Origin of the sequence: Pseudomonas sp. NFPP07, from assembly GCF_900115645.1 — a bacterium.
In the GTDB taxonomy this organism is placed as follows: Bacteria; Pseudomonadota; Gammaproteobacteria; order Pseudomonadales; family Pseudomonadaceae; genus Aquipseudomonas; species Aquipseudomonas chlororaphis.
The window spans coordinates 429,579-454,740 of record NZ_FOXG01000003.1; the positions used below are offsets into that span (position 1 = coordinate 429,579).

Sequence of the window (25,162 nt, forward strand, 5' to 3'; positions counted from 1 at the left end):
GGGATTACATGGAAATCGGTCTGCGCGAGTGGCTGATCGTCATCGGCATCATTGTCATTGCCGGTATTCTTTTTGATGGCTGGCGCCGTATGCGCGGCGGCAAAGGAAAGTTGAAATTCCGCCTGGATCGTAGCCTGTCCAACCTGCCGGACGACGACAGCAGTGCCGAACTGCTGGGCCCGCCCCGCGTGCTGGATACCCATAAGGAACCGCAACTCGACGAGCACGACCTGCCGTCGATGAGCGCGCCGGCGCGCGAACCGCGCGAATCCGGTTCCAAGCGTGGCAAGCGTGCCAGCGAGCCACAACAGGGCGACCTGAACCTCAACCTGGATCTGGACGGCGGCCCGAGCTTCAGCAGCCGCGACGATGACTTCCCGGATGAAACCAAGGCTTCCGGTTACGCCGACAAGGACCAGCCGCAAGCCGAAGAAGTGCTGGTGATCAGCGTGATCTGCCGTGATGCCGGCGGCTTCAAGGGCCCGGCGCTGTTGCAGAACATCCTGGAAAGCGGCCTGCGTTTTGGCGAGATGGATATTTTCCACCGTCACGAAAGCATGGCCGGCAACGGCGAAGTGCTGTTCTCCATGGCCAACGCGGTCAAGCCGGGCGTATTCGACCTGGATGACATCGACCACTTCAGCACCCCGGCGGTGAGCTTCTTCCTCGGCCTGCCAGGCCCGCGTCATCCGAAACAGGCTTTCGACGTGATGGTGGCTGCGGCGCGCAAGCTGTCCCAGGAACTGAATGGCGAGCTGAAGGATGACCAGCGCAGTGTGCTGACCGCCCAGACCATCGAGCACTACCGTCAGCGCATCGTCGAATTCGAACGTCGCGCCCTGACCCAGAAGCGCTGAGCGCTTCGCGAGCCAGCCGCTCCGGCATAACCCTTGGCCTGTCGGAGCGGGCTCGCGATAGGGCCGAAGGGCCCACCCAGACAAATATTGAGCAGCCTAGGCTGCTCTTTTGCTTTTTGAGAGAACACCATGACCTCCGCCGAAACCCGCATTCTTGAGCTGCGCGCTGAGCTGGATCAGCACAACTATCGCTACCACGTACTCGACGAGCCGAGCATTCCGGACGCTGAATACGATCGCCTGTTCCATGAGCTCAAGGCACTGGAAGCCGAACACCCGGAGCTGGTCAGCAGCGACTCGCCCACCCAGCGCGTCGGCAGCGCGGCGCTCTCGGCCTTCACTCAGGTGCGCCACGAAATCCCCATGCTCAGCCTGGGCAACGCCTTCGAAGAAACCGACATGCGCGAGTTCGATCGCCGGGTGACCGAGGGTCTCGACCTGCCGGTAGGCGATCTGTTCGGTGGCGGTGCGGCGGTGGAATACAGCTGCGAGCCGAAGCTCGATGGCCTGGCGGTCAGCCTGCTGTATCTGGACGGCGTGCTGGTGCGCGGCGCGACTCGCGGCGACGGCACCACCGGCGAAGACATCAGCGTCAACGTGCGCACCGTGCGCAACATCCCCCTGAAGCTGCACGGCAGTGGCTGGCCGGCGACCCTGGAGGTGCGCGGCGAGGTGTACATGTCCAAGGCCGGTTTCGAGCGGCTCAATGCCGCGCAGCTGGAAGTTGGCGGCAAGACCTTCGCCAACCCGCGGAACGCCGCGGCCGGCAGCTTGCGCCAGCTGGACTCGAAGATCACCGCCAGCCGCCCGCTGGAATTCTGCTGCTACGGGATCGGCCAGGTCACTGCGGATATCGCCGACACCCATATCGGCAACCTGGAGCAGCTCAAGCGCTGGGGCATGCCCGTCAGTCGCGAGCTGAAACTGGCCAAGGGTATCGACGAATGCCTGGATTACTACCGCGATATCGGCGAGCGCCGTAATGGCTTGCCTTATGAAATCGACGGTGTGGTGTTCAAGGTCAACAGCATTGCCTCGCAGCGCGAGCTGGGCTTCCGGGCTCGCGAGCCGCGCTGGGCGATCGCTCATAAATTCCCGGCGATGGAAGAGCTGACCGAGCTGCTGGACGTGGAATTCCAGGTTGGCCGCACCGGCGCGGTGACCCCGGTGGCCCGTCTGAAACCGGTCAAGGTGGCGGGTGTCACCGTCTCCAACGCGACCCTGCACAACATGGACGAAGTGGCGCGCCTGGGCCTGATGATCGGCGACACCGTGATCATCCGCCGGGCGGGCGATGTGATTCCGCAAGTGGTGCAGGTGGTCGCCGAGCGTCGTCCGGAAAATGCGCGCAAGGTGCATATCCCGCAGACCTGCCCGGTGTGCGGCTCCCATGTCGAGCGCACGCAACTGATCAAGCGCAGCAAGGGCAAGGAAACCATCAGCGAAGGTGCGGTGTACCGCTGCGTCGGTCGCCTGGCCTGTGGCGCGCAGCTCAAGCAGGCGATCATCCACTTCGTTTCCCGTCGGGCGATGGATATCGAAGGGCTGGGCGACAAGACCATCGAGCAGCTGGTGGACGAAAAGCTCATTGGTTCGCCGGCCGATCTCTACAAACTCAAGTACGAGCAGATCATCGACCTGGAAGGCTTCGCTGAAGTCTCCAGCAACAAGCTGCTCAAGGCCATCGAAGACAGCAAGAAGCCGGGCCTGGCGCGTTTCATCTACGCCCTGGGCATTCCCGATGTGGGCGAGGAGACGGCCAAGGTCCTGGCGCGCTCCCTGGCCTCTCTGGAGCGCGTGCAGCAGGCCTTGCCGGAAGTACTGACCTACCTGCCGGATATCGGCCTGGAAGTGGCTCACGAGATTCACAGCTTCTTCGAGGACAGCCATAACCAAGAGGTGATCGGTGCCCTGCTCGATCCGCAGCAGTGCGGGCTGCAGTTGCAGGATCAGGGCGATCTGGGCGCCGAGTTCGCTGCCAGTACCACCCTGGGTGGCATGCTCGACAAGCTGAACATTCCATCGGTGGGGCCGGGTGCGGCGCAGAAGTTGGCGGACAAGTTCGCGACCCTCGACGGCGTGGTCAAGGCGGACTGGCTGGACATGCGCCAGACCTTGCCGGAGAAGCAGGCCAAGGCCGTACGCGAGTTCTTCGACATCGCGGAAAACGCCGAGCGGGCACTGGCCATCGAGGCGCAGTTGCAAGCCTTCGGCATGCACTGGCAGAGCGAGAAGAAAGTGGTGGAAGGGCTGCCGCTGGCCGGTCAGACCTGGGTGCTCACCGGCTCGCTGGAGCTGATGAGCCGCGACGTGGCCAAGGACAAGCTGGAAAGCCTGGGCGCCAAGGTCGCCGGTTCCGTTTCGGCCAAGACCCACTGCGTGGTGGCCGGCCCCGGTGCCGGCTCCAAGCTGGCCAAGGCCAACGAATTGGGCCTGAAAGTGCTGGACGAAGAAGCCTTCGTGGCCTTCCTCGGCCAGCACGGTATCTCGGTATAACCCTGTAGCCGCTGCCGAAGGCGGCGATCGACCGCGCAGCGGGCGTTGCTCTGTTGGGCGCCGGAAGGTACTGCGGACCTTGTCGCAGCCTGCGGTAGCGGCTACATGGAATGGCGTTCCCCGGCAGGAACGCCCTGAAGGTGATGGAACGATCATCTCGTCCATATGATCTAGTCTTGGCACGCCCAGGGAGAGATCGCCATGTACCGCTTCTTCGAACAGCTCAGTTCCCGTATCGCCGCACCCTTTGTCCGTGAAGACAGCCGCAACAGCAAGGTCTGGCGGTGTCGCTGCGGGCAATCGCTGTTCTTTCGCAACAGTCAGTGCCTGGCCTGTTCGGCGGCCCTGGGTTATCAGCCGGAGCAGAGTCGCCTGTCGTCGCTGCAGCCAGGACCGGAGGCCGATACCTGGCGGCTGGACGTCGATCCGCAAGCCGGGTTGTTCCGGCGTTGCGCCAACCTCGATACCCCGGCGGCCTGCAACTGGCTGCTGCCTGCGCATGGCGCCGCTACCCTGTGTGTGGCGTGCAGGCTGAACCGGACCATTCCCGATCTTGGCGTACCGGAAAACCCCGAGCGCTGGCGCATGGTGGAAATCGCCAAGCGCCGCCTGGTGGCGCAACTGGTGAGCCTGGGCTTGCCGCTGATCGCCAAGGCCGAGGATGAAGAGGCCGGCCTGGCTTTCGATTTTGTCGGCATTGATCTGCAGGGCAGGGCGCCCATGACCGGCCACGCCAACGGCCTGATCACCCTCGACATCAAGGAGGCCGACGATGCGTATCGCGAGCAGGTGCGGGTACAGATGCGCGAACCCTATCGCACCTTGCTCGGCCACTTCCGGCATGAGGTGGGGCATTACTACTGGGATCGCCTGATCGCAGGCAGCCATTGGCTGGAACCCTGTCGCGCGCTGTTCGGCGACGAACGCGCGAGCTACGCCGAAGCCCTGGACCGGCATTACCAGCAGGGCGCACCGAGCGATTGGTCGCAGACCTATGTCAGCGCCTACGCCACCATGCATCCCTGGGAAGACTGGGCGGAAACCTGGGCCCACTACCTGCACATGATGGACGCGGTCGACACCGCGCTGGGCTTCGGCATGAGCGCCCGGGAAATGGACTTCGACTACCAGCCGTTCCCGCTGGATACCCTATATGACCCGCAGCACCCTGGCGGCCCGGCGTTCCTCTCTTTTGTCAACGCCTGGATCGAACTGGCCGGCATGCTCAACGAACTGTCGCGCAGCATGGGCCAGCCGGATTTCTATCCCTTCATCCTGCCGCCGGCGGTGATCGCCAAGCTGCACTTCATCCACCTGGTGATCCAGCAGGCCGGCGGCAAGGCCGACGCAGCACTCGAACAAGCCTGACACCGCCGACTGCTTCTGTAGGAGCGAAGCTTGCTCGCGATGGCATCCCCACGGTCTGCTTCCGGACCGCGTCGCCTGCATCGCAAGCAAGCCCCTGGATCGCGATCAGCGGCTGGTGCGCACGCCATCGAGCAAGGCATCGACCACCGCGCGAGCCATCTCCACGGAATGCACCATGGACCAGATCAGCCCGCGTTCGATGCCGCTGCCCTGTTCGGTGATTTCATCCGAGACTTCTTCGGCGCATTTGAGCAATAGCGAGACGTGCATCAAGGCTTCTTCGGCATTCACCCCGGCCTGCACCGCGAACAGCGGCCGTTGCTGGGCGTCATGCAGGCCGAAGGGCTGGCTGCGGGTTTCTTTCAGTTGCGCCAGCAGCGGTTGTTTCTGGTCGTTGAGCGACAGGAGCAGGGAGGTATTGGCCGCATCCAGTTCAGGGTCGCGTAATCGGCGCGGGGTGATGAAGGGCGGGTCGGGGACGAGCTTTTTCATGTGGGTACCTACGACTCTCTGAAAAGTGAAAGCCGCCAGTCTCGCTTCCACACGAGAGGGTGGCAGCCATGCGTGGGTGTGGAAGACCGGGGAGTCCTTGGTACCCAAAACCCGGCGCACTCGAAAGTGCCCCACGCATGGTCGCCATAACACGGATCTGCGGACATAAAACGCCAGCAGTCGCTGTTGAGCGCTGTACCAATGACTTTTCCAGACTTCCACATCCGGGTCGTTGAAACTGCAACGACCCACGCAGACTGCCCGATCAAATTCAGGGGTACAACCCGCCCAAAGGCGTTCCAGAGTTTCTAGGAAACCCCTTACAAAACAAAGCGAAAAATCGACTGCCGGCTCGCCGCAAAACTGCCATCTCGCTCATGCGCGGTCCCTGTAGCCGCTGCCGCAGGCTGCGATCGGTCGCGCAGCGGCCGCAATGGCGGACAACAGGGCGTTTCGTTGCTGCTCGACCAATGGTTGGCGACGGCTTCGCCGTCGATCGCAGCCTGCGGCAGCGGCTACAGGAATCGGCAAGCGAGCGGGGTAATGATCCAAGTACTTGAAGCCGTTAAGATTTTTTAATCTTTACAGAGCGGTTGTAACTTCGCCGCAGATAGGTACAATGGCGCGGCTCGCCGTCAGGTGAGCGTCGTTATGGTGACCCCATTGGTCCCCTCGCAACGATCAGCCGTGAACCCGGTCAGGCCTGGAAGGGAGCAGCCGCAGCGGTGACATTGTGTGCCGGGGTGTGGCTGGTGGGGTTGCCTCCATAACGCCCTCTGTCGGTCCTCGACGAATATTCTGAATTCCCCCCCTGTTTTACCTGATCTGGTCTCTCGCCGGTCGCTCGTTTCATTTCCCCAATCGTTCCTGCAATAACTGCGCAAACGCGTCCCGTGCGGTGTGGCGTTGTATTTCCTTGTTCCAGACAAAACGAATGTCGATCGGCTGCAGGTCGGCGAAGCGGTGGCGCGCCAGGCCTGCGGACAGGGTGTAGCGGTCGAGTACGCCTTCCGGGGCCAGGGTCATGCCGGCGCCGGCGCTGACGCAGTCGATAATGGTGCCCCAGCTCGCGTAGCCGATGATGGTCGCGGTCACGTCGTGGGCGTTCAGCCAATGCTCCAGGGCGCGGCGATAAGGGCAGCCGCCGGGCCACATGAACAGGGTCTGGTCTTGCAGGTCCCGCGGGTTCAGCACGGGCGCGGCGTCGGCGCTGGTAACCAGCACCAGGGGCTCGCTGTACAGGGCGGTGCGCTCCAGTTTCGGGGGGAGGGTGTCGATCGCGACCAGTGCGCCATCGATCCGGTGATGTTGCAGTTCCTCGAACAGCTGCGACCAAGTGCCGGTTACCAGCTCCAGGGTGACCTGTGGAAAGCGCTGATGGAATTCCGCCAGTAGGGGCGGCAAGCGCCCGCCGGCGCAGGATTCGATGGCGCCGATGCGCAGGATACCGCTGGGTTCGGCCTTGCGGTCGACCGCCCGTTTGGCCTCATCCGCCAGGGCCAGGATGCGCTCGCTGTAGCCGAGAAAGATTTCCCCGTCCGGGCTGATTTTCAGCCCGCGGCCGGCACGGATAAACAGGCGGGCGCCCAACTCGCCTTCCAGTTGCTTGAGGCGGTTGGTGATGTTGGAGGGCACGCAATGCAGTTGTTCGGCCGCTCGGGCAATGCTGCCGGTGCGGGCGACCGCTTTCACCATTTTCAGTTGGCTCAGTTCCATTGCTCATTTCCAGTGAGGTCTGGTCTCAGTATCCGTTAATTGTGGTGAGTTGTGGCGGGCGGGAGACTGAAGGCCTTTCTTGTGCTGCCGAGTGCCTGTGTCTTGAACATCTCTCCTGCGTTGAAGCTGGTCCTGGCGACCGCCGCGGTCATTCTGAGTTGGGCCTACTCCCCGGTGGGTATTCATATTGGGCTGGAAGGCTACGAACCTGGCCATCTGGCGTTGCTGCGCTTTCTGATTGCTTCGCTGTTCATGGGGGGCATCGCCCTAGTGAAGAGAATCTCCCTGCCACGCTGGCGCGATCTGCCCTGGTTGCTGGTGCTGGGCTTTTTTGCCATCGCCCTGCATCACGTCAGCCTCAACTATGGCCAGCAGGGGTTGAGCGCGGGGGCATCCAGTGTGCTGGCGCAGTCGGCGCCGATCTTCAGCACCCTGATTGCGTTTTTCTGGTTGAGGGAGCCGGTCAGCGGTTGGCGCTGGGGGTGTGTCGGGCTGGGGTTGCTGGGGGCGGTCGTGGTGGTCTGGGGCGACCAGGGCGTGGCGTCGATCGAGCCCCGGGGATTACTGGTGCTGCTGGCGGCCTTCTCCTGGGGCTTGTACTTCGTTTTGCAGCGGCGCTATTCGGGGCGTTACGACCTGCTGACTACCGTGTGCTACATGGTCTGGGCCGGCACCTTGCTGTTGAGCCTGTATTGGCCGGGGCTGGCGGTCGCGGTGGTCCAGGCGCCGTGGCGGGTGAACCTGGCGGTGTTGCTGCTGGGGCTGTTTCCCAGTGCGCTGGCTTACCTGGCGTGGGCCTATGTGCTGGCGCGGGTCGAAGTCAGCCGGGCATCCATTGCCATGTACCTGATACCGCCGATCGCCATGCTGCTGGCGGCGCTGGTCCTGCATGAGCGGGTGCATGGCGCGGTGATCGTGGGCGCGGCGATCGTCCTCGGCAGTGTGATGGCGATGCAGCTGGAGGGGCGCTGGGCGCGGCGCCGCTCCGTGCTGCCGGGCTCTATCGGCACGGCTCCTGTTCACTCCGGGGTGAGGCAAAACACCCTGAGCCGATGCCCGTCCGGGTCCAGGGCGACGAAGGTGTAGCCGAAGTCCAGGGTGGTTGGGGCCTGGGCGATGTTCACGCCGGATTCGGCCCATTGGCCGTGCAGCCGGTCGACGGTCTGCTTATCGGCCACGGCCAGGGCCAGTTCGCCGCCACCGCCGGTGACTTGGGTGGCTGGCTCGACATCCTGTCTGGACCAGAGGCCGAGCTTGAGCCCCGAGTCAAGAATGAACAGGGCAAAGGTCGGCGACAGCTCGACCGGTGGCCTGTCCAGCAGGAGGCTGTAAAAGTTGGCGCTGGTGGCGGGGCTGTCGACGTAAAGCAGAAGGTAAGTGCTGGTAGCGATCATCTGGACTCCTGGAGAGGTTGGGCTGCGCACGCCAGCTTAAGGGGCGCCGCGGTCAGTTCCTGTCAGGAGTCATCTGGGGGAAATGAAGAGGAGGCAGGCTATCGGCTTCGATAGATCTGCCTCCTCTGCGTGTTGCTCGGCTCTAAGGCTTGGACAAGGCCAGGTCTACCGCTGCTATCAGCTTTCCCAGGTCCTTCGGGGTGGCTTTGTGAATGACACCGAACAGATACGCCCGCTGTTCGTCTTCGTCGCCCAGATCTGCGAAAAAGGCTTTCAGCTTCACCCCGAGTACATCGGCCAGCAGGAACAGGGCTTCCACACTGGGGGTGTAGGTGCCGGTTTCGAAGCGGCTGATGGTTTTAGGGTCAAAACCGGTTTTTTCGCCTAGTTCAGCCTGAGTAAGCCCCGCTACCTTGCGGTAACGCCTGATGGCTGGACCCAAACTTGAAATTTGCATCGCTCAATTCCCATTTAGAATCAAGAACTTAACGATAAATCTTTGCATTAGGCAACGCCATGATTCATCACCTTGCCTTGCAAAATGTGATGCAATTCGTAGAATCGACGCTTCGGACAGGCATTTGGTGATCTAGTTTCAGAAGATGAACTGATGAAACAAGAACTCATTGCATTTTCCTTGTTCACCAGAATCGAGGGTATGGCGCAGGCGCGAACGTCTCGCTGATGATTGCCAGTGTCCCACCCGCCAAATTCGGCTGATCCCTGACTGATTTTAGTTGATCTTCGTCGATTCGAAGATCAATGACGGTGCGGGTCGCTGTACGGTTGCAATTGTGTCAGGTGGGGCGAGACGGTGCGCCATTTTTCTCGGTCGGCCTCTTGCCGGCTTGTCTGGGCTGGCATTGTCGAATGCTGTCTATGGAGTTTTAACGTGCGTCTGAATGTGCCGGTCACCTCTGTTCAGCAGATACCTTCGGAGCAGCAGCCTAAGCCTGCCTGGGTTTGCGAAGTGAGTGAGGATGAACGCCCAAACATCTCTTCCGGGCCTCGTGCCTTGGTCGAGCGGTTTAACCGCTAGCGACAGTGAGCCAGACTCATGGATGAGAAATACCGCAGGGCCGTGGATGCAGCCGCCATTTTTTCCGAGACCGACCTGACCGGCCGGATCACTTACGTCAACGACCAGTTCTGTTCGATTTCCGGCTACAGCCGTGAAGAGCTGCTGGGCGCCAATCACCGGATCCTCGGCTCCGGCCTGCACCCCCCCGAATTTTTCAGCAGCATGTGGCGCACCATTGCCCTGGGCCAGGTCTGGAAGGGTGAGATCTGCAACCGGGCCAAGGATGGGACCTTGTATTGGGTCGACAGCACCATCGTGCCCTTGCTCGATGAGGCCACTGGTCGGGTCCAGCGTTATGTGGCGATCCGTTTCGATATCAGCGAAAAACGGCGCTTGTTGCACTCGCTGCAATGGCGGGTCGGGCACGATGTGCTGACCGGTTTGCCCAACCGTTCCTTTCTGTCCGACCTGCTCAACCAGGCGCTGGACTACTCGCGCAAGGAGAACATTGCGCTGGCGGTGTGCATGCTCGATCTCGACGGCTTCAAGGCGGTCAACGATGGCTACGGGCATGCCAGCGGCGACCTGTTATTGGTGGAGGTAGCGGCGCGCCTGCGCTCGATCATTCGCGGCGAAGACGTGGTGGCGCGGCTGGCCGGGGACGAGTTCGTGCTGATCCTGCGTCATGTGCGTGACATTCGCGAGTTGCGGGCGGCGCTGCACCGGGTGCTGGGGGTGATCGCCACGCCTTATCTGATCCAGGACAAGGAGATCAACGTCTGCGCCAGCATCGGCGTCACGCTGTTTCCCGCCGACAACGACGATGCCGACACCTTGCTGCGGCATGCCGACCAGGCGATGTACGTGGCCAAGCAGAGCGGGCGCAATCGCTTCCACTTGTTCGATGTGTCGCGGGACCGCGAGGTCAAGGCCACCCACCAGACAGTGGAGCGGGTCCGGCAGGCGCTGGCGGCCGGCGAGCTGTGCCTGCACTTTCAACCCAAGGTCAACATGCGCAGCGGCGAGGTGGTGGGTTTCGAGGCGTTGCTGCGTTGGCAGCATCCGCAGCGGGGCATGGTTGCGCCTCGGGAGTTCCTGCCGCTGGTGGAGGAGACCGACCTGATCGTCGATATCGGCGAGTGGGTGATGGAGCAGGTCATGGCCCAGTTGCGGCAATGGCAGTTGGCCGGACAGCGTTGGCCGATCAGCGTCAATATCGCCGCGCGGCATTTCCAGCGGGGGGATTTCGTCGACCGGCTCAAGGCGGTGCTCGAGCGCCATCCGCAGATTGCCCCGCAGTTGCTGGACCTGGAAATCGTCGAGGCGGTGGCGGTGGAGAATCTCCAGCACGTCAGCGCTTGCCTCGAGGCCTGCCAGGCGCTGGGCGTGCAATTCTCCCTGGGGGATTTCGGCACCGGGCATTCGTCGCTGAGTTACCTCAAGCGCTTGCGCACCCAGACCATCAAGATCGACCGCATGTTCGTGCGCGACATGCTGCACGACAAGGGCGACCTGGCGCTGACCCAGGCCCTGATCGGCCTGGCCCGGGCGTTTGATCGGCAGGTGGTAGCCGAAGGCCTGGAAACCATGGAGCACGGCGAGTTGCTGATGTCGCTGGGCTGCGACGTGGCGCAAGGCTATTTCATCGCCCCGCCCATGCCGGCCAGCGAGGTGCCGGGCTGGGTGGCGACCTTCCTGCCGCCGCTGGAATGGTGTCCGCAGGACGAAGCCGGCTGACAGCTACGGCGCCCCATAGCTTTGCGGGGCGCTCTCGGTCGGCCTGTGGCCGGTGTACAAACCGATGATGTCGTCGATCTCTCCTGACATCTTCATGCGCAACAAGGTGCGCAGCACTCGTTGCACCGGTAGCGCCGGATCGTTGCGGATGACGCAGCCGACCGCCTGTTCCTGCAGGACGGCCACGCCATGCAACTGCTGGTCGGGTGGCAGGGTCTGATTGAACCAGTCCAGTGTCCATTGGTTGCTCACCGCGTAGCGGTAGCGGCCGGCCCAGAGTTTTTGCAGCACCTGTTCCTGGTTGCGCGCGTCGTCGCGGAGCAACTGGCGGCTGTCGAACAAGGGTTGCAGGGAAGGGTAGGTGTAGCTGAGGACGGTGCCGATGGGCTGCGTCGGTAGCTCCCCGGGAATGACCGGGAGCGGGGGGCGCTCGTGGCTGACCAGCAGGTCGCGCTGGACGAACAGCGGGATGCTCCAGATGTAATCGCCGGACGGGTTGGGCAGCCAGGGTTGGGCGACATAGCAGCGGACATCGATTTCCTTGTGGTCCATGGCTGCCTGCACGCGGGCCCGGGCCAGGACATGGAATTCGGCCGGGTTGCCGACCTGGGTGGCGAGGCTGGCCATCAGGTCGTGGAGAATGCCCTGGGTGGGCCGGCCACGTTCGATCTGTACCACGGGCATGGCCCAGCTGTCGGGGATCGAGAAGCGCAGGGCCGGTTCTGCGGCAAAACCATTCATGGCAACCAGCAGAAAGGCGCCCAAGGCTAAACGCATAGAGTCTCCACGCAGGAAAAGGTCGCTGACGAGCCCGACAAAAAGCAGCTTAGCCAGATTAGACGAGCGCACCGGATGCAATTTCGCCCTTGCTCCGCTAGCATTACGGGCTTCCGCTTCCCAGTTGCGACGGTTTTCGATGAGTTATCAGGTTCTTGCACGTAAATGGCGTCCGCGCTCGTTCCGCGAAATGGTCGGCCAGACCCATGTGCTCAAGGCTCTGATCAATGCCTTGGACAGCCAGCGGCTGCACCATGCCTATCTGTTTACCGGCACCCGCGGGGTGGGCAAGACCACCATTGCGCGGATCATTGCCAAATGCCTGAACTGTGAAACAGGCATTACTTCCACGCCCTGCGGCACCTGCTCGGTATGCCGCGAGATCGACGAAGGGCGTTTCGTCGACCTGATCGAGATCGACGCCGCGAGCCGGACCAAGGTCGAGGACACGCGCGAGCTGCTGGACAACGTGCAGTACGCCCCGAGCCGCGGGCGCTTCAAGGTCTACCTGATCGACGAAGTGCACATGCTGTCCAGCCACTCGTTCAACGCCTTGTTGAAGACCCTGGAAGAGCCGCCGCCCTACGTCAAATTCATTCTGGCGACCACCGACCCGCAGAAACTTCCGGCAACGATTCTTTCGCGTTGCCTGCAGTTCTCCCTGAAGAACATGACCCCGGAGCGAGTGGTCGAGCACCTGACTCACGTGCTGGGCGTCGAGAACGTGCCGTTCGAAGACGACGCGCTGTGGCTGTTGGGCCGCGCCGCCGACGGTTCGATGCGCGATGCGATGAGTCTCACCGACCAGGCCATCGCCTTCGGCGAAGGCAAGGTCATGGCCGCCGATGTGCGGGCGATGCTCGGTACCCTCGATCACGGCCAGGTCTACGACGTCCTGCATGCGCTGATCGACGGCGATGCCAAGGCCTTGCTGGAGGCCGTGCGCCACCTGGCCGAACAGGGTCCGGACTGGAACGGCGTGCTGTCGGAGATTCTCAATGTCCTGCACCGCGTGGCCATTGCCCAGGCCTTGCCGGACGGTGTCGACAACGGGCATGGCGACCGCGACCGGGTGCTGGCCCTGGCCCAGGCGTTGCCGGCCGAAGATGTGCAGTTCTATTACCAGATGGGCCTGATCGGCCGGCGCGACCTGCCGCTGGCGCCGGACCCGCGAGGTGGTTTCGAGATGGTCCTGCTGCGGATGCTGGCCTTCCGGCCAGCGGACTCGGCAGATGCGCCGAGACAGCCGCTAAAGCCAGTGGGGATCAGCCAGGCCACAGTTGATTCCGCCCAATCCGTGGCTGGTGCAGCCGTTGCTGCGCCGGTAGTTGCCGCCGCGCCGGTTGTGGCGCCGGTGGTCGAGGCCACTCCCGTGGCGGCACCTGTCGCGGCCCCGGTTGCAACGCCTGCACCTGTTTCTGCAGCGCCGGTGGTGCCTGCACCGCAACCGGTGGTCGAGACGCCGCCAGAGGCAGCGCCTGTCGTCGCCGAAGAGGTGGTCGACCTGCCGTGGAACGACCCGGTCGAACCGGTCGTCGCGCAGCAACCGGCCGTCGAGCCCGTGCTGGAGACCGCCGCGCAGCAGCCTGAGCTGACTCCGATGCCGACCCAGACCCCGGACAGCGTGGTGCCGGATGCGCCGGAATGGGTCAGCGCCCCGGTGCCGGAGCCCAGCGTTGCCGAGGTCGATGCCGCGACACCGGGGATCGACCTAGACGACGAGCCGCCGCTGGACGAAGACTACATCGAGCCAGACATGGATTCGGCCTACAGCTACCTGGACGAACTGGCCAGCGAGCACGCCGCCGATCCCGAGCCGGAACCCGAGCCGTTGCCAGCCGCCCAGCCGGCCACCGGCCTGGCGCTGGAGTGGCTGGAGCTGTTCCCCAAGCTGCCGATTTCCGGGATGACGGCGAGCATCGCCGCCAACTGCACCTTGATCGCCGCCGAGGGCGACAACTGGTTGCTGCACCTGGACCCGGCCCACAGCGCCCTGTTCAACGCCACCCAGCAGCGGCGCCTGAACGATGCCCTGAACCAGTACCACCAGCGCACGCTGACGGTGAGCATCGAGCTGATCAAGCCCGAGCAGGAGACCCCGGCCCAGGCCGCGTCGCGCCGCCGTGCCAATCGCCAGCGCGAGGCCGAGGAGTCGATCCACGGCGATCCGTTCATCCAGCAGATGGTGCGGGAGTTCGGCGCGGTGGTCCGTCACGATACTATTGAACCTGTCGAGGCCCTGGTCAGCCAGGGTTAATAACTGAAGGGCGCCGGGCCTTGAGGCCGGGCGCTGTTTTTATCCAAGTACTTTGAGGTGATTCCCATGATGAAAGGTGGCATGGCCGGCCTGATGAAGCAGGCGCAGCAGATGCAGGAAAAAATGGCCAAGATGCAGGAAGAGCTGGCCAACGCCGAAGTCACCGGCAAGGCGGGTGGCGATATGGTCACCGTGGTCATGACCGGTCGTCACGACATCAAGCGCGTGAGCATCGACCCAAGCCTGCTGGAAGGCGTCAGCGAAGATGACCGCGAAGTGCTGGAAGATCTGTTCGCCGCCGCCGTCAACGACGCCGTGCGCAAGATCGAAGCCAACAGCCAGGACAAGATGTCCGGCGTGACCGCTGGCATGCAACTGCCACCGGGTATGAAACTGCCGTTCTGATTCGCACCCGCGCATCGGTCGGACTTGAAAATGCCAGGCATCGCGCCTGGCATTTTTGTTTGTGGCGCCTGTAGCCGCTGCCGCAGGCTGCGATCGAGCGCGCAGCGGTCGTCATTCATGCGATGGGGTCTGGCTGGATGATTGCGGTTGCCGTGCAATCGATCGCAGCCTGCGACAGCGGCTACGGGATGAGAAACATCGAACGCCGATCGCAGTACGATGGTCTGCACTCTGTATGGCCCGATTCAATTCTCGATAAGGAGTTGCTCTGATGTCGCAAGCATTGACCCTCAACCAGCGCATTGTTCTGGCCTCCCGGCCCCAGGGCGCGCCCGTGCCGGAAAATTTCCGCCTGGAACGGGTGGCGCTGCCGGACCTGGCGGATGGCCAGGTGCTGCTCAAGACCCTTTACCTGTCGCTGGACCCTTATATGCGCGGGCGCATGAGTGATGCGCCGTCCTACGCTGCCCCGGTGCAAATCAACGAAGTGATGACCGGCGGCGCGGTGAGCCGGGTCGAGCGCTCGCTGAATCCGAAATTCCAGGAGGGCGACCTGGTGGTGGGCGCCACCGGATGGCAGAGCCACAGCATTTGCGACGGGCGTAACCTGATACCGGTGCCGGCGGGTTTGCCCAGCCCTTCGATGGCCCTGGGCGTGCTGGGTATGCCGGGCATGACCGCCTACATGGGCCTGATGGACATCGGCCAGCCCAAGGCTGGGGAAACCCTGGTGGTGGCCGCGGCGTCGGGCGCCGTGGGTTCGGTGGTGGGGCAGGTGGCCAAGATCAAGGGGCTGCGGGTGATCGGTGTGGCGGGCGGTGCCGACAAGTGCCGCTATGTGGTCGAGGAGCTGGGGTTCGATGCCTGTATCGACCACCACAGCCCGGACTTTGCCGACGAACTGGCGCAGGCCTGTTCCGAGGGCGTGGACATCTACTTTGAAAATGTCGGCGGCAAGGTGTTCGATGCGGTGCTGCCATTGCTCAACCCCAAGGCGCGGATTCCGCTGTGCGGGCTGATCGCCCAGTACAATGCCCAGGAGTTGCCGCCGGGGCCTGACCGCCTGCCACTGTTGCAGCGCCAGCTGTTGACCAAGCGCGTGCGCATCCAGGGGTTTATCGTGTTCGACGACTACGGCGATCGGCAGCCTGAGTTTGTCAGCGCCATGGCACCCTGGGTGCTGCAGGGCAAGGTCAAGTTCAAGGAAGATGTGGTAGACGGCCTGGAGCACGCACCGCAAGCCTTCATCGGGCTGCTGGAAGGGCGCAACTTCGGCAAGCTGGTGGTGCGGGTCGCCCCGGACTGAGCATTTGACGCTAATCGGAGGCGCGGGTATAAACCGCGTCTCGTCGTTTTGTCGGACCTTTACCCATGAGCTTCAGCCCCCTGATTCGCCAACTGATCGATGCCCTGCGCACTTTGCCGGGCGTGGGTCAGAAAACCGCCCAGCGCATGGCCTTGCAGCTGCTGGAGCGCGACCGCAGCGGCGGTACGCGATTGGCCCAGGCGCTGAGCCAGGCCATGGAGGGCGTCGGCCACTGCCGCCTGTGCCGCACCCTGACCGAGGACGACCTGTGCCCGCAATGCGCCGATCCGCGGCGCGACGACACGCTGCTGTGCGTGGTCGAGGGGCCGATGGATGTCTACGCGGTGGAGCAGACCGGTTATCGCGGTCGCTACTTCGTGCTCAAGGGCCACCTGTCGCCGCTCGACGGCCTGGGCCCGGAAGCCATCGGCATCCCCCAGCTGCTGGCGCGAATCGAAGAGCAAGGCAGTTTCACTGAGGTAATCCTGGCCACCAACCCGACGGTGGAAGGCGAGGCAACCGCCCATTACATCGCCCAGCTGTTGACCAACAAAGGCCTGATCACCTCGCGTATCGCCCATGGCGTGCCCCTGGGCGGCGAGCTGGAACTGGTGGACGGCGGCACCCTGGCGCACTCGTTTGCCGGGCGCAAGCCGATCGCGCTGTAAGTGTTTCGGCTGCGAGCAAAAAACTACTGTAGGAGCGAGCTTGCTCGCGATGGCCGCCCGACCTGGCGCGCCGCGTCGCCTGCATCGCCAGCAAGCTGGCTCCTACAGGTGGTTCGTGCGGTCCTTCTTGAAAACCAAGCAAGCGCTAGGTAAGTTTCCTCAACCTTCAGAGGAGCTTGCCGATGTCTGCCTGCCAGGAATACTTCGACCCTAGCCATCAGTTGGTCCGCGACAGCGTTCGACGTTTCGTCGAGCGGGAAATCCTCCCGGACATCGATCAATGGGAGGAGGCGCAAGGCTTCCCCCGCGAGCTGTACCTCAAGGCTGGCGCGGCCGGCATCCTCGGTATCGGCTATCCAGAAGCCCTGGGGGGCAGCCACGAGGGCGACCTGTTCGCCAAGATCGCCGCCAGCGAGGAGCTGATGCGCTGTGGCTCCGGCGGCCTGGTGGCGGGCCTGGGCTCGCTGGACATCGGTTTGCCGCCGATCGTCAAATGGGCGCGCCCCGAGGTTCGCGAGCGGGTGGTGCCACAGGTATTGGCGGGGGAAAAGATCAGCGCCCTGGCGGTCACCGAGCCCGGCGGCGGTTCGGACGTGGCCAATCTGCAGACCCGGGCGCTGCGTGACGGCGACTTCTATCGCGTCAGTGGCAGCAAGACCTTTATCACCAGTGGCGTGCGCGCCGATTTCTACACCGTGGCGGTGCGTACCGGCGAGCCCGGTTTCGGCGGCATCAGCCTGCTGCTGATCGACAAGGGCACGCCGGGATTCACCGTCGGCCGGCAACTGAAGAAGATGGGCTGGTGGGCGTCGGATACCGCCGAGCTGTTTTTCGACGATTGCCGGGTGCCGGCCAGCCACTTGATTGGCGTCGAGAACCTGGGCTTCGCCTGCATCATGGGCAACTTCCAGAGCGAGCGTCTGGCGCTGGCCTTGATGGCCAACATGACCGCGCAGCTGGCGCTGGAAGAGAGCCTGAAGTGGGCCCGGGAGCGCGAGGCCTTCGGCAAGCCCATCGGCAAGTTCCAGGTGATCAAGCATCGCCTGGCGGAGATGGCGACCGCGCTGGAAGTGTCCCGCGAATTCACTTATCGCCAGGCGGCGAAGATGGCGGCGGGCCAGAGCGTGATCAAGGAGATTTCCATGGCCAAGAATTTCGCCACCGATACCGCCGACCGCATCACCCACGATGCCGTGCAGATTCTCGGCGGGCTGGGCTACATGCGCGAAAGCCTGGTGGAGCGGCTGTATCGCGACAACCGCATCCTGTCCATCGGCGGCGGCACCCGGGAAGTGATGAACGAAATCATCAGCAAGCAGATGGGGCTGTAGGGCTATTGCTTCGCGAGCAAGCTCGCTCCTACAGGGGAATGCAAGCGACTGTAGGAGCGAGCTTGCTCGCGATAGCGTCGGGCCTGACTACTCAAGGGCGGAGTGCTTTACCGCTCGCTCAACGAGAACTGCGTCAGGCAGAAGGTTGGAATGTCCATGTCGCGCAGGCGTTGCGAACCGCCCAGCTCAGGCAGGTCGATGATGGCGGCGGCTTCGTAGACGCTGGCCCCCATGCGGCGCACCAGGTTGGCCGCGGCGATCAAGGTACCGCCGGTGGCGATCAGGTCATCGAACATCAGCACCGAATCGCCTTCGCACAGGCTGTCGGCATGCACTTCCAGGAAGGCTTCGCCGTATTCGGTCTGGTAACCCTCGGCAAGCACATCGGCCGGCAGCTTGCCTTGCTTGCGGAACAGGATCAGCGGCTTGTTCAGCTGGTAGGCGATGATCGAGCCGATCAGGAAGCCGCGGGCGTCCATGGCACCGACGTGAGTGAAGTCTTCTTCGACATAACGCTGGGCAAAGGTGTCGGCGACCAGGCGCAAGGCCTTGGGCGACTGGAACAGGGGAGTGATGTCACGGAAGATCACGCCCGGTTTGGGGAAGTCGATGACTGGGCGGATCAGGGATTTGATATCGAAGGAGTCGAAGGCCATCGTGGCGGTGTCCTGGCGGGCATGAAGTGGAGCGCGCCAGTATAGCCCCGACCGAGCCGCTTGGCTCGGGCGGGGGGCTCTGCCTCAGCCTTCCAGGGAGCCGCCGGCGAGGGCGCACAGCTGGATCGGATCGAGAATGTGCACCTCTTTGCCTTCGGCGGCGATCAGCGCGTTCTGCTGGAAGCGGGTGAACACCCGGGACACGGTTTCCACCGCCAGGCCCAGATAGTTGCCGATCTCGTTGCGCGACATGCTCAAGCGGAACTGGTTGGCCGAGAAGCCGCGGGCGCGAAAGCGTGCCGACAGGTTGACCAGGAAGGTGGCGATGCGCTCGTCGGCGGTCTTTTTCGACAGCAACAGCATCATCTGCTGGTCGTCGCGGATCTCGCGGCTCATCACCCGCATCAGTTGGCGGCGCAGTTGGGGCAACTGCAGGGCCAGTTCGTCGAGGCGTCCGAAGGGGATTTCACAGACCGATGTGGTTTCCAGGGCCTGGGCGGAAACCGGGTGGATCTCGGTGTCCATGCCGGACAGGCCGACCAGTTCGCTGGGCAGGTGGAAGCCGGTGATCTGTTCTTCGCCGCCGTCGCTGAGACTGAAGGTCTTCAGCGCACCGGAGCGCACTGCATAGACGGAGTCGAAGGCGTCGCCCTGGCGAAACAGGAACTCGCCTTTTTTCAGCGGGCGGCCACGTTTAACGATTTCGTCCAGCGCATCCATGTCTTCCAGATTCAGAGAAAGTGGCAGGCAGAGGGGGGCCAGGCTGCAATCCTTGCAATGGGCCTGGTTGTGAGCGCGCAGTTTTACTGGCTCGGACATTCAATAGAATCCTTGTGGGAAAACACACATAAGCCGTAAGGGTAACTCACGGGAGGAGGTTCCGGCCAGTCCGTGCCGTATTGGCGCTTAGTCGTAAAGCTGTCCGTTTGTAGCCTCCAGGCCACTGCGGGAACATGCGCTCGTGCAGTCCATTCAGGGTATTTCCAGCGCTGACCGTCACTTGCAGCCGCCGATTATCCCAGCGTCAAGTATCAGGCTTGTTTGCGCCTTGTCTGTCCCGACAGTTTTTGCCTGCCACCTGCGACAAGTTGCCGCGCCGAACGCTCAGGTCGCGGCTCATGACGCCCTAGATGACCCGGGAAAAACGCTGTCGATTCTGTTGCTCCAGATACGTGTCGAACACCATGCACACCGAACGCACCAGCAGGCGCCCGGCAGGCAGCACTTCAATGCCTTCGTTGCTCAGCGTGATCAGGCCGTCTTCGGCCATGGTTTGCAGTTGCGGCCAGAGGTCGCCGAAGTAACCGCGAAAATCGATGTTGAACTGCTGCTCGATGGCCTCGAAGTCGAGGCTGAAATTGCAGATCAACTGCTGGATCACCGCGCGCCTGATGCGGTCGTCCTGATTGCACACCAGGCCGCGGCTGGTGGCCAGTTGCGCGCCGCCCAGCAGGTTCTGGTACTGGGTCAGGTCACTGCTGTTCTGGCAGTACAGGTCGCCGATCTGGCTGATGGCCGAGACGCCCAGGCCGATCAGGTCGCAGTGGCCGTGGGTGGTGTAGCCCTGGAAGTTGCGTTGCAGGGTCGACTCTTCCTGGGCGATCGCCAGCTCGTCGTCGGGCAGGGCGAAATGGTCCATGCCGATGTAGCGGTAACCCGCGGCCGTCAGTTGTTCGATGGTGCGCTGCAGCATCTGCAGTTTTTCCGCCGGTTCCGGCAGCTCGTGGCTGTTGATCCGCCGTTGCGGCATGAAGCGCTCCGGCAGATGCGCGTAGTTGAACACCGACAGCCGGTCCGGCTGCAGGTTGATGACTTCCTCGACGGTGCGGGCGAAGTTGTCCGGCGTCTGTTTTGGCAGGCCGTAGATCAGGTCGATGTTGATCGAGCGAAATTGCAGGGTGCGCGCCGCTTCGATCACCGCCCGGGTTTCCTCCAGGCTCTGCAGGCGATTGACCGCGCGCTGCACCGCCGGATCGAGGTCCTGCAGGCCGATGCTGACGCGGTTGAAGCCCAGCTCGCGCAGCAGGCCCATGGTCGACCAGTCGGCTTCGCGGGGGTCGATCTCGATGCCGTAGTCGCCCGAATCGTCGTCCAGCAGGTTGAAGTGCTGGCGCAGGTGGCTCATCAGCTGCCGCAGTTCGTCGTGGCTGAGAAAGGTCGGGGTGCCGCCGCCGAAGTGCAGTTGCTCGACCTTCTGCCCGGGGTCGAGATGGCAGGCGATCAGCTGGATTTCCTGTTCCATGCGCTGCAGGTAGGGCAGGGCGCGCCCGCGGTCCTTGGTGATGACCTTGTTGCAGGCGCAGTAGTAGCAGATGTTCGCGCAGAATGGCACATGCACGTACAGCGACAGCGGGCGCAGCGCCTTGCGGCTCTCGCGCAGGGCGTGGAGCAGGTCGAAGGTGCCCACCTGGCTGTGGAATTGCACAGCGGTGGGGTAGGAGGTGTAGCGCGGTCCCGCCAGGTCGTAACGGCGGATCAGATCGGTGTCCCAACGAATGGCGTCGAGCATGCGGGAATTCCCCCGGTAGGCAGGCAGTGTTCGCGAGTCTAGGGGGTTAGCGCCCGAGCCATCTTGATTTGCATCAAGGCTGGCGGGGCGCGGAGCCTGTCATACGAGTCTTGCGTCGTCGCTGCCGAAGGGCGGAAGCAGCGGGAAGGGTTGCCTCAGTGCCCCATCAACCAATGCTGATGCGGACCGGGCAAGGTCCAGATGCCGAACAGGATCACCAGCAGGCCACCGGCCATGCGCACGCTGCGCCGGCGCAGCAGCGCGGTGACCCGTTCCGCTGCGAGCCCGGTCGCCAGCAGCACCGGCCAGGTACCCAGGCCGAAGGCCAGCATCAGCAAGGCGCTGTCGAGGGCATTGCCCTGGCTGGCGGACCACAGCAGGGTGCTGTAGACCAGGCCACACGGCAGCCAGCCCCAGAGCGCGCCCAGCAGTAAGGCGCGTGGCAGGCTCGACACCGGCAGCAGGCGATTGGCCACCGGCTGTATATGGCGCCACAGGCCGCGTCCGAGGCTTTCGATGCGGGTCAGGCCGCTCCACCAGCCGGCCAGGTACAGGCCCATAGTAATCAGCAGCAGGCCGGCCAGCACACGCAGGGCCATGGCCGCCGGACTGCTGGCCACGGCCCAGCCGGCCAGGCCGATCAGCAGGCCCGCGGTGGCGTAACTGAGAATGCGCCCCAGGTTGTAGGCCAGCAGCAGGCGAAAACGCCGGCTGCGTTGCTCCTGGGGAATGGCCAGGGTCAGGGCGCCCATCAGGCCGCCGCACATGCCCAGGCAGTGACCGCCGCCGAGCAGGCCGAGAATCACGGCGGAAACCAGCAGCGGTGCCAGCTCAAGCATGGGGCGGCGCCTGGTCTTTGTGCGGTGGTTGCTCGGCCGCTGGCTGGCCCTTGGCTTCGTCGATCGCGGCGGTGTGCTTGGGGTCCTGGTCGTCGAACAGAATGCTGTGGGCGGGGCCGTCGAGGTCGTCGTACTGACCGCTGTCGACCGCCCAGAAGAAGATGTAGATGGCGATGGCCACGATCAGCAGCGCCGCTGGGATCATCACGTAGAGAGCTGGCATGGGTAGGCTCCATGCCCGCGCGGCTCAGGCCGGCAGCGGGCGGGTTTGGGTCGTGGCCTCGGCCTGGGGCTGGCCCGGCAGGCGAGTCAGGCGCAGGGCATTGAGCACCACGGTCAACGAACTGATGGACATGCCGATGGCGGCCCATACCGGAGTGATCCAGCCGAGGGCGGCGAACGGCAGCATGAGGCCATTGTACAGCCCGGCCCACAGCAGGTTCTCGATGATTATCCGGCGCGTGCGGCGGGCCAGGCCGAAGGCCTGCACCAGCGCATCCAGGCGGTTGGACAGCAGCACCGCATCGGCGCTGGTCTTGGCCAGGTCGGTGGCTGAGCCCATGGCCACGCTGATATCGGCGGCGGCCAGCACCGGCACATCGTTGACCCCGTCGCCGAGCATCAGCACTTTGCGACCCTGGCGATGCAGTTGCTGCAGCACCTGCAGCTTGTCGTCCGGGCGCAGGCCGCCGCGGGCTTCGTCGATGTCCAGTTCGGCGGCGACGCTGGCGACCATCGGCGAGCTGTCGCCCGAGAGCAGCAGGGTGTTCCAGCCGCGCGCCTTGCAGGCGGCCAGCAGCGCCGGAGCATCGCTGCGCAGGCGATCGTCGAGGACCAGCCAGGCCAGCGGCCCTTGGCTATCGCCCAGCAGCAGCCATTGGCCGGCTTCGTCCGGCATCGCCGGGACCGCACAGGCGCTGAGCTCGCAGACGAAGGCGGGCTGGCCGATGCGCAGACGCTGTTCGCCCACCAGTCCTTCCAGGCCCAGCCCGGGCATGCTCAGCACTTCTTCCGCGGCCAGCGGCGCACGGCCGAAGGCTCGGGCAATCGGGTGTTCGGAGCGGTTTTCCAGGGCGGCGGCCAGGCCCAGGCACTGCTGGCTGTCGAGGTCGCCCACAGGAAGAATCGAGCGCAAGGCCAGGCGCCCCTCGGTGAGGGTGCCGGTCTTGTCGAAAATCACCGTGTCGATCTGGTTCAGGCCTTCGAGCACATGGCCGCGGGTCAGCAGCAGGCCGAGTTTGTGCAGGGTGCCGGTGGCGGCGGTCAGCGCGGTCGGGGTGGCCAGGGACAGCGCGCAGGGGCAGGTGGCGACCAGCATGGCCAGGACGATCCAGAAGGCCCGGGAGGCGTCCAGTTGCCACCAGAGCAGGCCGATGGCGGCCGCGGCGATCAGGGAGAACAGCAGGAACCATTGGGCGGCGCGGTCGGCGATTTCCGCCAGGCGCGGTTTTTCCGCCTGGGCCCGATCCAGCAGGCGGACGATGGCTGACAGGCGCGTGTCCTGCTCCAGGGCCAGGACTTCCACGGTCAGCGCGCCCTCGACATTGAGGGTGCCGGCGGTGACTGCATCGCCGATGCTGCGTGGTTGCGGCAGGTATTCGCCGGTGAGCAGGGATTCGTCGATGCTCGACTGGCCATCGAGGATCTTGCCGTCGGCCGGCAGGATGGCGCCGGGATGCACCAGCACCTGGTCGCCCAGGCGCAGTTCGCTGAGCAGGATGCGTTCGCTCTGGCCGTCGGCGCCCAGGCGCAGGCACGAGGCCGGCAGCAGGTTCACCAGTTGTGCGGTGGCGGCGGCGGTGCGCTCGCGGGCACGACGTTCGAGGTAGCGCCCGGCCAGCAGGAACAGGGCGAACATGCCCACGGCGTCGAAGTACAGCTCGCCGACGCCAGTGATCGAGGTCCAGATCCCGGCGATGTAGGCGGCGCCAATCGCCAGCGATACGGAAACGTCCATGGTCAGGTGGCGGGTGCGCAGGTCGCGCAGGGCACCCTTGAAAAACGGCGCGCAGCTGTAGAACACGATCGGCGTGGTGAGAAACAGCGCGACCCAGCGCAGGATGGTGTGCAGCTCGGGGCTCAGGTCGATATTGAATTCCGGCCAGGTGGCCATGGTCGCCATCATCGCCTGGAACCACAGCAGCCCGGCCACGCCCAGCTGGCGCAGGGCCAGGCGGTTTTCACTGGCCAATTGCTCGGAAGCACGGTCGGCCTGATAGGGGTGCGCGGCGTAGCCGATCAGGCGCAGCTCGCTGAGCATCTGGCTCAGTGGCAACTGGCTGTCGGCCCAGCGCACATGCAGGCGATGGTTGGACAGGTTCAGCCGCGCCTCGGCCACCGCGGGCAGGCTGCGCAGGTGTTTCTCGATCAGCCAGCCACAGGCGGCGCAGCTGATGCCTTCCATCAGCAGGGTGGTTTCGGCCAGCTCGCCCTCATGCCGGACGAAGGGTTGTTGCACGTCCGCCCGGTCGTACAGCGCCAGTTCGTCCACCAGTTGCACCGGCAGCGCCTCCGGGTTGGCCGAGGCTTCGCTGCGATGGCTGTAGTAGCTTTCCAGGCCGCCGGCGACTATGGCTTCGGCCACCGCCTGGCAGCCCGGGCAGCAGAACTCGCGGGGAGCACCGAGCACGACGGCGGTGAAGCGGCTGCCGGCGGGGACGGGCAGGGCGCAGTGGTAGCAGGGCAGTGGCGTGGTCATCGCGGGTCTTTGTTCCAGGGGCTGACCTCATCGCCGGCAGGCCGCTGCCTGGGAAGCAGCAGCCTGCCGGCGATGTTCGGAGGGCGCTTACTTGTCCAGGTGTTCCGCGCCTTGCAGCGGTTCGTCACCCAGCAGCAGGTCCTTGTCGTGGCTGACCTGTTCCTCTTCGAACAGGCGCCAGGTCTTGTCGCCTTCGACACCCAGCAGTTCGACAAACCGGCGGCCATCGACCTTGTCGCTCAACTGGCCAATGTAGCGGCCTTGTTCGGTTTCGCTGCGGGCGAGGGTGATCTTGCGGTCTTTTTCCGGCTGGGTCGGCGAGATCAGGTTCAGCTCCAGGGTGGCGGGCGCGCTGTTGCCGCTCAGGCGCAGGTCGACTTCGCCGGTGAGGTCATCCAGGTGCACGCTGGCGCGCAGTTGCAGGGTCTGGGCCAGCAGCTCGCGGTCCAGTGAGCGGTTGATGCCTTTGCCGGCCTCGTAGTAGTTGTCATTGACCAGGTTGTCCGGGTTGTTCACCGCGATGGTCACCATGGACAGGGTCAAGGTCACCGAGCAGGCCAGGATACCGATGATGATCCAGGGCCAGAGGTGCTTGTACCAGGGGCTTGTGGCGGTCGCTGCGGGCATGATGACTT

General features: G+C 64.0%; 22 protein-coding genes and 1 other RNA gene. 11 read left to right on the plus strand and 12 right to left on the minus strand.

Going from position 1 to position 25,162, the window contains the following annotated elements; all coding sequences use genetic code 11:
• Positions 1 to 8: 8 nt before the first annotated feature.
• The 3 genes from zipA (at position 9) to BM019_RS10100 (ending at position 4,721) form a co-directional block, all read left to right on the plus strand.
• Entirely contained in the window at positions 9 to 857 is an 849-nt protein-coding gene (gene zipA / locus BM019_RS10090) for a cell division protein ZipA (protein WP_007922364.1), read from the plus strand.
• A 129-nt stretch (positions 858 to 986) separates the two neighbouring features.
• Complete coding sequence (gene ligA / locus BM019_RS10095; protein ID WP_092418169.1) at positions 987 to 3,353, plus strand: NAD-dependent DNA ligase LigA; 2,367 nt, start codon at positions 987 to 989, stop codon at positions 3,351 to 3,353.
• A gap of 201 nt (positions 3,354 to 3,554) precedes the next feature.
• On the plus strand, positions 3,555 to 4,721 hold the full coding sequence (locus tag BM019_RS10100; RefSeq protein WP_092418170.1) for a zinc-binding metallopeptidase family protein: 1,167 nt from the start codon (positions 3,555 to 3,557) through the stop codon (positions 4,719 to 4,721).
• A 105-nt stretch (positions 4,722 to 4,826) separates the two neighbouring features.
• On the opposite strand, the gene BM019_RS10105 is transcribed toward BM019_RS10100, so the two are convergent.
• The gene (locus BM019_RS10105) at positions 4,827 to 5,213 is read right to left on the minus strand and encodes a DUF6124 family protein (RefSeq protein WP_092418171.1); all 387 of its coding nucleotides are present in this window, start codon (positions 5,211 to 5,213) and stop codon (positions 4,827 to 4,829) included.
• Between the two features lie 661 nt (positions 5,214 to 5,874).
• On the opposite strand from BM019_RS10105, the gene ffs reads away from it, so the two are divergent.
• Positions 5,875 to 5,971: signal recognition particle sRNA small type (ffs, locus tag BM019_RS10110), an RNA gene on the plus strand.
• Between the two features lie 91 nt (positions 5,972 to 6,062).
• On the opposite strand, the gene BM019_RS10115 is transcribed toward ffs, so the two are convergent.
• Positions 6,063 to 6,929: a LysR family transcriptional regulator gene (locus tag BM019_RS10115; protein WP_092418172.1), complete on the minus strand. Its 867-nt coding sequence runs from the start codon at positions 6,927 to 6,929 to the stop codon at positions 6,063 to 6,065.
• 102 nt (positions 6,930 to 7,031) lie between these two features.
• On the opposite strand from BM019_RS10115, the gene BM019_RS10120 reads away from it, so the two are divergent.
• Positions 7,032 to 8,015: a DMT family transporter gene (locus BM019_RS10120; protein WP_092418173.1), complete on the plus strand. Its 984-nt coding sequence runs from the start codon at positions 7,032 to 7,034 to the stop codon at positions 8,013 to 8,015.
• Here BM019_RS10120 and BM019_RS10125 read toward each other — a convergent pair.
• Positions 7,949 to 8,323, minus strand: a complete 375-nt coding sequence (locus BM019_RS10125) for a VOC family protein (protein WP_092418174.1) — start codon at positions 8,321 to 8,323, stop codon at positions 7,949 to 7,951. The two genes, BM019_RS10120 and BM019_RS10125, sit on opposite strands and share 67 nt — an antisense overlap.
• 142 nt (positions 8,324 to 8,465) lie before the next feature.
• The gene (locus tag BM019_RS10130) at positions 8,466 to 8,780 is read right to left on the minus strand and encodes a helix-turn-helix domain-containing protein (RefSeq protein WP_007922376.1); all 315 of its coding nucleotides are present in this window, start codon (positions 8,778 to 8,780) and stop codon (positions 8,466 to 8,468) included.
• A 600-nt stretch (positions 8,781 to 9,380) separates the two neighbouring features.
• Between BM019_RS10130 and BM019_RS10135 the strand changes: the two genes are divergently transcribed.
• Positions 9,381 to 11,081: a putative bifunctional diguanylate cyclase/phosphodiesterase gene (locus tag BM019_RS10135; RefSeq protein WP_092418175.1), complete on the plus strand. Its 1,701-nt coding sequence runs from the start codon at positions 9,381 to 9,383 to the stop codon at positions 11,079 to 11,081.
• 3 nt (positions 11,082 to 11,084) lie between these two features.
• Here BM019_RS10135 and BM019_RS10140 read toward each other — a convergent pair whose 3' ends face one another.
• On the minus strand, positions 11,085 to 11,858 hold the full coding sequence (locus BM019_RS10140; RefSeq protein ID WP_092418176.1) for a type 2 periplasmic-binding domain-containing protein: 774 nt from the start codon (positions 11,856 to 11,858) through the stop codon (positions 11,085 to 11,087).
• Between the two features lie 139 nt (positions 11,859 to 11,997).
• On the opposite strand from BM019_RS10140, the gene dnaX reads away from it, so the two are divergent.
• The 5 genes from dnaX to BM019_RS10165 all read left to right on the plus strand — a co-directional run bounded on the left by dnaX (position 11,998) and on the right by BM019_RS10165 (position 17,825).
• The gene (dnaX, locus tag BM019_RS10145) at positions 11,998 to 14,115 is read left to right on the plus strand and encodes a DNA polymerase III subunit gamma/tau (RefSeq protein WP_009042950.1); all 2,118 of its coding nucleotides are present in this window, start codon (positions 11,998 to 12,000) and stop codon (positions 14,113 to 14,115) included.
• A gap of 66 nt (positions 14,116 to 14,181) precedes the next feature.
• Positions 14,182 to 14,520 carry a YbaB/EbfC family nucleoid-associated protein gene (locus BM019_RS10150; RefSeq protein WP_007922383.1) on the plus strand — a complete coding sequence of 113 codons (339 nt, stop codon included), beginning with the start codon at positions 14,182 to 14,184 and terminating at the stop codon, positions 14,518 to 14,520.
• 271 nt (positions 14,521 to 14,791) lie between these two features.
• Entirely contained in the window at positions 14,792 to 15,826 is a 1,035-nt protein-coding gene (locus BM019_RS10155; protein WP_009042951.1) for an NADP-dependent oxidoreductase, read from the plus strand.
• 65 nt (positions 15,827 to 15,891) lie between these two features.
• A complete protein-coding gene (gene recR, locus BM019_RS10160) occupies positions 15,892 to 16,494 on the plus strand; it encodes a recombination mediator RecR (protein WP_007922386.1) in 603 nt (200 codons plus the stop codon).
• A 182-nt stretch (positions 16,495 to 16,676) separates the two neighbouring features.
• Entirely contained in the window at positions 16,677 to 17,825 is a 1,149-nt protein-coding gene (locus BM019_RS10165) for an acyl-CoA dehydrogenase family protein (protein WP_092418177.1), read from the plus strand.
• 107 nt (positions 17,826 to 17,932) lie between these two features.
• Here the strand turns inward: BM019_RS10165 and BM019_RS10170 are convergent, their stop codons facing one another.
• The 7 genes from BM019_RS10170 to BM019_RS10200 all read right to left on the minus strand — a co-directional run bounded on the left by BM019_RS10170 (position 17,933) and on the right by BM019_RS10200 (position 25,154).
• The gene (locus BM019_RS10170) at positions 17,933 to 18,481 is read right to left on the minus strand and encodes an adenine phosphoribosyltransferase (protein ID WP_009042953.1); all 549 of its coding nucleotides are present in this window, start codon (positions 18,479 to 18,481) and stop codon (positions 17,933 to 17,935) included.
• 84 nt (positions 18,482 to 18,565) lie between these two features.
• Positions 18,566 to 19,300 carry a fumarate/nitrate reduction transcriptional regulator Fnr gene (gene fnr / locus BM019_RS10175; protein ID WP_092418178.1) on the minus strand — a complete coding sequence of 245 codons (735 nt, stop codon included), beginning with the start codon at positions 19,298 to 19,300 and terminating at the stop codon, positions 18,566 to 18,568.
• 307 nt (positions 19,301 to 19,607) lie between these two features.
• A complete protein-coding gene (hemN, locus tag BM019_RS10180; RefSeq protein WP_092418179.1) occupies positions 19,608 to 20,990 on the minus strand; it encodes an oxygen-independent coproporphyrinogen III oxidase in 1,383 nt (460 codons plus the stop codon).
• A 155-nt stretch (positions 20,991 to 21,145) separates the two neighbouring features.
• Complete coding sequence (locus BM019_RS10185; RefSeq protein ID WP_092418180.1) at positions 21,146 to 21,829, minus strand: sulfite exporter TauE/SafE family protein; 684 nt, start codon at positions 21,827 to 21,829, stop codon at positions 21,146 to 21,148.
• Positions 21,822 to 22,052: a cbb3-type cytochrome oxidase assembly protein CcoS gene (gene ccoS / locus BM019_RS10190; protein WP_009047938.1), complete on the minus strand. Its 231-nt coding sequence runs from the start codon at positions 22,050 to 22,052 to the stop codon at positions 21,822 to 21,824. Before ccoS ends, BM019_RS10185 begins: the two co-directional genes overlap by 8 nt.
• Positions 22,053 to 22,076: 24 nt before the next feature.
• Positions 22,077 to 24,527 (minus strand): heavy metal translocating P-type ATPase, encoded by a 2,451-nt coding sequence (locus BM019_RS10195; RefSeq protein WP_092418181.1) that lies wholly within the window; start codon positions 24,525 to 24,527, stop codon positions 22,077 to 22,079.
• An 87-nt stretch (positions 24,528 to 24,614) separates the two neighbouring features.
• Positions 24,615 to 25,154, minus strand: a complete 540-nt coding sequence (locus BM019_RS10200) for a FixH family protein (protein WP_085530290.1) — start codon at positions 25,152 to 25,154, stop codon at positions 24,615 to 24,617.
• Positions 25,155 to 25,162: the final 8 nt, after the last annotated feature.